Raw genomic sequence first — 6,970 nt, 5'->3', positions numbered from 1 at the left:
CCAAGATTGGAGCGGTTGTCCCCAAAGACAATCTCTCAACCAGTTACGCCTGACGACCATAGCAAGGTGGTACCACTCCTTCCCATCCCGAACAGGACAGTGAAACGCCTTCGCGCCGATGATAGTGGACGGACGTCTGTGAAAGTAGGTCAGTATCAGGCAGTTATTCAAAAAGAAAACCCCGCAGGCTGACGCCTGCGGGGTTTTTCTTTATGGCCTTGAATAGACCCATGGCAGGGCGGCCTTGCATTGGAAGCGCGTGACCCCGCCCGTGGTCCGCCCGCTTCAGCCTGGCTGGTGTCGTGCCGTCTCCGGCAGTTGACGCCTGAGAGCGGTGAAGAACAGCTCCGATTGCAGGCGTTCGCTCTGGATCTGGGCGGCGACCTTGGCGGCGAGTCCGGGAGCGACAGGCACCAGCGGCCGTCCCGTGGACTGCGCCAATACCTGCGCGGTACAGGCGCGCTCGAGAAAGAACAGGTCGTCGTAGGCGTAGTCGAGACGCTCGCCGCATACCACCACGCCATGATTGCCCAGGAAGGCGATATCGGCGCCCTGCATGGCGCGGGCGATGCGTTCGCCTTCGCTCGCGTCCAGAGCGAGGCCGTTGTATTCGCCATCCACGGCGATCCGGCCATGAAAGCGCATGGCGTTCTGCGACAACGTGGTGTCCAGCGTGCGATCTGCCGTGAGCGTCAGGGCCGTGGCGTAAGGCATATGCGTGTGCAGCACACAGGCCTTGCCGGCGATGCGATGGATCGCGGCATGGATGAACATTGCAGTGGGCTCGACCTCGTGACGGCCGGCCAGTTTGCAGCCTTGCGCGTCGACCAGCACGATATCTTCCGCCTGCACTTCGTGCCACATCAGCCCGCGGGGATTCAGCAGGAAGTGATCAGTGTCACCTGGTAGCGCCACGCTGAAGTGGTTGCATACCCCTTCGCCCAGTCCGTGGGCCGCGGCGGCGCGCAGGGCCAGTGCCAGGTCGGCGCGCAGACCGGCAACGCGTTCGGCATGGAACAGCGCATCGGCGAAGTGAGGATCTTTGTTCATGGGCAGCCCGAAATGTTGATCGACAGGGAAGTGTTGCGTTGAGTGGCTCGCCACAAAGGCGCGCGGATGATCGCCGCTTTGTGCGTGCTCCGGCCGGCGATGGAATGTGCCGCCGGCCATGCGGCCTTACATCCACCCGGCCTGTTGGAACAGGCCGGGGACTTTATCCAGAGTCGATACAGTAGCGTCGGGGCGATAGTCCGGCAAGGGCTGGCGGCCGGTGCCACGATCGATCCAGACGCAGCGAAAGCCGATATCGCGCGCGGCCGCATGGTCCAGGTGAGGACTGGCGCAGATGTGCACCACTTCATCGGGCGTGACGCCAAGGCTGTCGTGGGCATGCGCGAAGATCCGCCGCGACGGCTTGTAGGCGCCAGCTTGCTCGGCCGTGATGACGCGGTCGATATGGCCACCCAATTGCGCCACGTTGCCGGCGATGATGCCGTCATCGGTGTTGGAGATGATGCACAGGCGGAATCCGGCGCGCTTGAGCGCGGCCAGTGTATCGACCACTTCGGGAAACGGTGGCATGGCGGAAATGCTGTCCGTGAGCAATGCGGCGTCATCGGGCCGGTACGCCAGGTCGAGGTCGCGCATGGTCAGGCGCAGGGATTCCCGGGAGATGTCGGCGAAGGACATGTGGGGCGGCGTGCGTTCCAGGCGATGTTCGTGCTCGTCATAGACGTGCAGGAAGTGCGCGGGTGTCGGCGCATGGCGTTGGGGGTTGGCGGCGAGGATACGCGCTACCGCGGCCTGTAGTCCTTCGTCCCACTGAATGAGGGTGCCGTAGCAATCGAAGGTCAGCCATCGTGGGCGGGGCAGATGGTCCAGGGGCATGGGATTCTCCTTTTGAAAAGCCGGTCGGGAAAGGTCAGCTTAGGTGGGACCCCATGAGTTGTAAAATTAATAAAAGTACTCATGTCAGTGGAATTAAGAATATCCCATGGCGTGAATCCTTCAGCCCTCTCTCGCCCATCGGATAGCCCATGCTCGACCTGGAATTGCTCAAGACCCTTGTGTGCGTCGCGGACGAAGGCAGCTTCACGCGAGCCGCCGGCCGCGTGCATCGCACGCAGTCCACCGTGAGCCAGCAAGTGCGCAAGCTGGAACAGGCGGTCGGCAAGACACTGCTGCTGCGCGACCGCGCGGGCAATCAGGTGGCGGCCACGGCGGATGGCGAGCTGATGCTGGCATACGCGCGCAAGTTGCTGGCGATGGCGGACGAGGCGGAGCTGGTGTTGTCCGCGCCGCGCCGCGTGCAGGCGATCCGCTTGGGAATTCCCGAGGACTTCGACGTGTCGCGCCTCGCGGCATTACTGGCGGGGTTCGCTGCCAGCCATCCGGATATCCGCCTGGAAACCGGCAGCGGGATGAGCACGGATCTGAAGGCCCGATTGGCGGCGGGGGAATTGGACTTGGCGCTGATCAAGCGCGAGCCTGGCGAGGGGCCGTGCCTGGCGGCGTGGCCTGAACGCCTCGTCTGGGCGGGCGACAAGCGTCTGTTGCAGCAGGCGGGGCCGGTGCCGCTGGTGCTGTTCCCGCACGGATGCATTTACCGCAAGCGCATGATCTATGCGCTGGAGAGCGCCGGACGGCCGTGGCGCGCCGCGTATCACAGCCAGAGCCTGGCGGGCGTGCAGGCGGCGGTCAGCGCGGGGCTGGGTATTTCACTGCTGCCGGCGTTCGCGCGGCTGCCGGAGCACGGAATACTCGGCGTCGCGCAGGGGTTGGCGCCAGCGCCGAATACCGAACTGGCGATCGTGGGCGAAGCGCGCCTCGCCGCCGGCGATGCGGTGGCTAACCTGGTGGCGGTATTGAAGCGGGCAGTGGGCCAGGACGACAATGCCTCGCCCGGCCTGGCGCCATCAGCTTAGATCGCCATCCACGTAATACCAGCGACCGGCTTCACGCACGAAGCGGCTGACTTCATGCATTCTGCTGGCGCGTCCGGCGAGGCGGCTGCGCGCGACGAATTCGACCGTGGCGTGGTCGGCGTCCTGATCGCGAGCCTGCTTGACGGTCAGGCCCAGCCATTTGAGGCCTGGCGGGTTGGGTTCAAGCGACGCGGGGCGAGTGCTGGGATGCCAGGTGTCGAGCAGGTAGGCGAGCCTGTCCAGCACGAAAGCGCTGTAGCGCGAGCGCATCAGGTCTTGCGCGGTGGGGGCCTGCAGCGCCAAGGGGCCGGCGTGCCAGCGGCCGCAGCAGGCGGTGTACGACTTGGCCGAGCCACAGGGACAGGCGATCGGGTCGGGCGTGGTCACGGCGGGCTTCAGGCGAGCAGGTCGCTGTATTCAGGATGGCGGCGCATGTAGACGTCGGCGTAGGAGCACTGTGGCCGCACCTTCCATCCCTGGGCGCGCGCGGAATCCAGTGCGACACGGGTGAGTTCGGCGGCGATGCCGCGACCGCCCACCTGGCCTGGAACGCCGGTGTGGGTGATGGTCATTACGCCGTCGCGCAGATGGTAGTCCAGCACGCACAGAACGCCATCGACCGTGGTTGTGAAGCGGGAGTGCTGGGTGTCGTGGATGACGGAGACCATGGGAATTCCTGCGTGAAATTGGGCGCCCCAGGGGGACGGGCATCCTTCATAGGATACCAGTGGCGCGATCCCTGGCCGTCGGCGCCGCGACGGTGCTTCGGCGAGGGTCGAGTGAACCCGCTGGAGCGAGGCCCGAGGATTGCATTCCGGGAAGGTCAGCGCTGCAGCGCTTTCAGCAGCGCGGTCAGTTGCGCATCGCGTGTTTCGACCAGGTCGGCGATGCTGCGCGTGCCGGCCTCGGCGTTGACGCCCTCGATCAGCCGGCGCTGCAGTTCAGGCGTGACCTCGGGGGTGCCAAGGTCATCCCACCAGGTCTGCACCGGTCCCAGCAGGTGCTTCATGAAATGCGCCATGCCGCCGGCGCCGCCGCCCAGGTTGAACGTCATGTGCGGGCCGAACAAAGCCCAGCGCAGGCCGGGCCCTTGCGATACGGCGGCGTCGATGTCGGCCACGCTGGCGACGTTCTCGGCGGCCAGATGGATGGCCTCGCGCCACAGCGCGGCCTGCAGGCGGTTGGCAATGTGGCCGGGGACTTCCTTGTTGACGCGGATCGGGTACTTGCCCAACTGGCGATAGAAGTCGATGCAGCGGTCGATGGTGGCGGCGGAGGTCTGCCTGCCGCCCACCACTTCCACCAGCGGGATCAGGTGCGGCGGGTTGAACGGGTGGCCGATGACGAAGCGCGAGGCATGTTCGCACCGCGCTTGCAGGCGGCTCATGATGAGTCCGGATGAGCTGGAGGCGACGATGGCGTGGGGCGGCAGCAATGCGTCCATGCGCGCGAACAGGTCGGTCTTGAAATCCTCGCGCTCGGGCGCATTCTCCTGGACGAAGTCCACGTCGCGCAACGCAATGGCCAGGTCGGATTCGAAGCGCAGCCCGTCGGGTGAGGCCCCCGCGGCGACGCGTCCCAGTTCCGCCAGCACTGGCCAGGCCGCGGCAACGCGCGCGCGCGTCAACGGCTCGGCATCGTCCGCGGGATCGCAGACCACGACGTCGAGTCCGTGCGCCAGGAACAGTGCGGCCCAGCTGGCACCGATGGTGCCGGCGCCGACGATGGCGACGCGGCGGATGGCGGGGAAGGGGGACGAGTCGGTCATGCGGCGCTCCGGATGGGTCGAAGGGAAGGTCCATTGTGAAGCAAAGACGATCGGGTTGCCACGCGCGCCGTTGAGCGGCAAGATGCGCTCCATGCCGGCACCCGCCGTACTTCCTTCTTCACATGACGCGCAACATGAATGCCTCCCGCTCCGGCCCTCGCGCCGCGGTACCGTATTTCTGCCAATGGGAATCAGCCGATCTGGCGGGCGCGATCATCCGCAAGGAGTTGCGCCTGGAGGACGATCCGGCGTGGCGCGCATCCGGGGCGCGGGATGTCGACGAATACGCGCGCTGGGCCAGTCATGTCTGTGGCATGGCTTGCCTGAAGATGGTGCTGGCGGCGGAGTCCGGCGAGGTCCATCCGACCTTGGCCCTGATGCGCCGGAGTCTGCCGTATGGCGCCTACACGCTGGCCGAGGATGGCGTCATCAAGGGGCTGATCTACGCCCCGTTCGTGCGCTTCGTCGCGCAGGAGTTCGACATGCGTGCCGAAGTGCGGGTCGGCCTGCGCGCCGAAGCGCTGCCGGACTTGATGACGCAGGCAAAGTACTTCATGGCGTCCGTGCATCCGTGGATCCGCTGGCCGGACCGCGAGCCGCCCGCCAAGGGCGGCCACCTGGTGCTGGTGACCCGGGCCACGCCGCAACACGTGGTTTTTCACAATCCGTCCGGGGAGTCCGGCGCGCAGGCCGATGCCAGCGTGTCGCTCGCCGACTTTGACCGGTTCTTCGCCGGGCGCGGCGTGGCGATCCTGGGCCCGGCCTGAGCGAGGCGCGCGCTACGCGTTGCGCGTGCCCCGTAGATGACGCCACACCAGCAACCCGGCGCCCAGGTAGCCGCCGGCGATGATGGCGTAGGCGGCGGGCAGGCTTGCATGCCAGTCCGGCAACAGGTGCAGGATGGTGCCCATCAGTGCCACGCCCACCAGGGCCCCCGATTGGCGGTTGGCGTTCAGCGCGGCCGCGGCGCTGTTGGCATGGTGCCTGCCCGACACCTGCATGACGACGCTCGTCATGGCGGGCACGGCGACGCCCACGCCCAGATTTGCGAGCGCCACGATCATGGCGAAGGGCCAGTAGGGCATGTCGGGAGCGAACGTGAAGAGGCCGACCGCGCTCATCGCGGCCGCCAGCGAGATGCCGCCCAGCAACGCGGTCGAAACGTTCCAGCGCGCCGATACGCGGCTGGATAGCAGGTTGCCGATGGAAAAAACCGCCAGCATGGGCACCAGCTGGATGCCGGTCTCCAGGGCGTCGGCGCCGCGCGCCTGCTGCAGGAACAGGCTGAGCAGGAACAGCTGTCCATAGGCGGCGAGGTTGATCAGGAACCCCACGCCGTTGGCCGCCGCGAACTGGGTGGTCTGGAACAGTGCGCGCGGCAGGATCGGCTCGGCATGTCGCCGTTCACGGCGCACCAGCGCCACGGTGGCCAGGACGCACAAGGCCACCGCCGCCAGAATGGGCGCAGACGACCAGCCGTAGGTGTTGCCCTGGATCAGGATGAAGCACAGTGATGCCAGCGCGATGACCCCGAGCAGGTGGCTGATCGGGTTCAGGGCGCGCGGGCGTTTCGGCGCGGCCTGGATGCGTTGCCGTGCCAGCCAGAGGCCGGCCAGGCCCAGCGGCAGGTTGATGAGAAATATGCCGCGCCAGCCGAACTGATGGATCAGTACACCGCCCAGCAGCGGGCCCGCGGCGCCGGCCACCGCCACGATGGCCGACCATGCGGCCAGCATCCGGTTGCGCACCTGCTCGTCCTCGTAGGCATGGGTCAGCAGGCTGAGCGAACTGGGCATGAAGAGCGCGGCGCCCAGCCCCTGCAGCATGCGGGCGGCGATGAGGAGGTCGCCATTCGGCGCGATGCCGCACAGCAGCGACGCCAGTGTGAAGACGCCGAGGCCGCACAGGTAGATGGTCTTGGCACCGTAGCGATCGGCCAGGGCGCCTGCCACCAGCAGCAGCGCGGCGAAGGTCAGGGTGTAGCCATCGACGATCCAGACGAGATCGGTGAGCGGCACGGTGAATTGCTGCGCAATGCTGGGCAGGGCGACATTGACCACGGTGACGTCCAGCATCGCCATGACGAAACCGATCGCCAGCGTGACCAGGGGGAGCAGTCCAGTGGCTGCGGGCCGGGGGGAGGCGTTGGCGGGCAGGGGCGGAACGGAGGGGGCAGAGCAGGCGGTGCGCATGGCGGGGACTTCCGGGGCTTTCCGAGGCGCACAGATTAGGCGCTTTCCCTGATGCAAAAAAGGGGAATAATCGCTTCCTTGTGATG

At 66.6% G+C, this 6,970-nt stretch carries 8 protein-coding genes and 1 rRNA gene; 3 read left to right on the top strand and 6 right to left on the bottom strand.

Annotation, left to right across the window (positions count from 1 at the left end; genetic code table 11):
• Positions 1 to 48: 48 nt before the first annotated feature.
• A 5S ribosomal RNA gene (rrf, locus tag HV742_RS21220) occupies positions 49 to 161 on the top strand.
• Positions 162 to 285: 124 nt separating this feature from the next.
• Here the strand turns inward: rrf and HV742_RS21215 are convergent.
• Complete coding sequence (locus HV742_RS21215) at positions 286 to 1,050, bottom strand: aldolase (RefSeq protein WP_175146293.1); 765 nt, start codon at positions 1,048 to 1,050, stop codon at positions 286 to 288.
• A 126-nt stretch (positions 1,051 to 1,176) separates the two neighbouring features.
• Positions 1,177 to 1,887 carry a haloacid dehalogenase type II gene (locus tag HV742_RS21210; protein ID WP_169536583.1) on the bottom strand — a complete coding sequence of 237 codons (711 nt, stop codon included), beginning with the start codon at positions 1,885 to 1,887 and terminating at the stop codon, positions 1,177 to 1,179.
• A 149-nt stretch (positions 1,888 to 2,036) separates the two neighbouring features.
• Between HV742_RS21210 and HV742_RS21205 the strand changes: the two genes are divergently transcribed.
• On the top strand, positions 2,037 to 2,924 hold the full coding sequence (locus HV742_RS21205; protein ID WP_063582964.1) for a LysR substrate-binding domain-containing protein: 888 nt from the start codon (positions 2,037 to 2,039) through the stop codon (positions 2,922 to 2,924).
• Here the strand turns inward: HV742_RS21205 and HV742_RS21200 are convergent.
• The 3 genes from HV742_RS21200 to HV742_RS21190 form a co-directional block, all read right to left on the bottom strand.
• Positions 2,916 to 3,311, bottom strand: a complete 396-nt coding sequence (locus HV742_RS21200) for a YchJ family protein (RefSeq protein WP_049072673.1) — start codon at positions 3,309 to 3,311, stop codon at positions 2,916 to 2,918. The genes HV742_RS21205 and HV742_RS21200 overlap by 9 nt on opposite strands.
• An 8-nt stretch (positions 3,312 to 3,319) precedes the next feature.
• Positions 3,320 to 3,592 (bottom strand): GNAT family N-acetyltransferase, encoded by a 273-nt coding sequence (locus HV742_RS21195; RefSeq protein WP_049072674.1) that lies wholly within the window; start codon positions 3,590 to 3,592, stop codon positions 3,320 to 3,322.
• A 155-nt stretch (positions 3,593 to 3,747) separates the two neighbouring features.
• Entirely contained in the window at positions 3,748 to 4,692 is a 945-nt protein-coding gene (locus HV742_RS21190) for a 3-hydroxyacyl-CoA dehydrogenase NAD-binding domain-containing protein (RefSeq protein ID WP_175146291.1), read from the bottom strand.
• A gap of 134 nt (positions 4,693 to 4,826) precedes the next feature.
• Here HV742_RS21190 and HV742_RS21185 point away from each other — a divergent pair, with 134 nt between their 5' ends.
• On the top strand, positions 4,827 to 5,459 hold the full coding sequence (locus HV742_RS21185; protein ID WP_175146290.1) for a hypothetical protein: 633 nt from the start codon (positions 4,827 to 4,829) through the stop codon (positions 5,457 to 5,459).
• Positions 5,460 to 5,471: 12 nt separating this feature from the next.
• Here the strand turns inward: HV742_RS21185 and HV742_RS21180 are convergent, their stop codons facing one another.
• Positions 5,472 to 6,884 (bottom strand): MFS transporter, encoded by a 1,413-nt coding sequence (locus tag HV742_RS21180; RefSeq protein WP_175146289.1) that lies wholly within the window; start codon positions 6,882 to 6,884, stop codon positions 5,472 to 5,474.
• Between the last annotated feature and the right edge of the window lie 86 nt (positions 6,885 to 6,970).

The organism is Achromobacter ruhlandii (assembly GCF_902859695.1).
Taxonomy (GTDB): Bacteria; Pseudomonadota; Gammaproteobacteria; order Burkholderiales; family Burkholderiaceae_B; genus Achromobacter; species Achromobacter ruhlandii.
This window is presented reverse-complemented; position numbering and strand designations above follow the sequence as displayed.